This is a genomic window from Sphingosinicella terrae (genome assembly GCF_003347635.1).
Classification (GTDB): Bacteria; Pseudomonadota; Alphaproteobacteria; order Sphingomonadales; family Sphingomonadaceae; genus Allosphingosinicella; species Allosphingosinicella terrae.
Window position 1 is genome coordinate 1 of the sequence record NZ_QDFY01000056.1, and the last position, 592, is coordinate 592.

Genomic DNA, 592 nt, shown 5'->3' on the forward strand with positions numbered 1-592 from the left:
TAGCACTCATCGTTTACGGCGTGGACTACCAGGGTATCTAATCCTGTTCGCTCCCCACGCTTTCGCTCCTCAGCGTCAGTTACAGACCAGAGAGTCGCCTTCGCCACTGGTGTTCCTCCACATCTCTACGCATTTCACCGCTACACGTGGAATTCCACTCTCCTCTTCTGCACTCAAGTTCCCCAGTTTCCAATGACCCTCCCCGGTTGAGCCGGGGGCTTTCACATCAGACTTAAGAAACCGCCTGCGAGCCCTTTACGCCCAATAATTCCGGACAACGCTTGCCACCTACGTATTACCGCGGCTGCTGGCACGTAGTTAGCCGTGGCTTTCTGGTTAGGTACCGTCAAGGTACCGCCCTATTCGAACGGTACTTGTTCTTCCCTAACAACAGAGCTTTACGATCCGAAAACCTTCATCACTCACGCGGCGTTGCTCCGTCAGACTTTCGTCCATTGCGGAAGATTCCCTACTGCTGCCTCCCGTAGGAGTCTGGGCCGTGTCTCAGTCCCAGTGTGGCCGATCACCCTCTCAGGTCGGCTACGCATCGTTGCCTTGGTGAGCCGTTACCTCACCAACTAGCTAATGCGCC

General features: G+C 55.4%; 1 rRNA gene. It reads right to left on the minus strand.

From position 1 onward, the window contains the following. A 16S ribosomal RNA gene (locus DDE10_RS23220) occupies positions 1-592 on the minus strand; the annotation flags it as partial.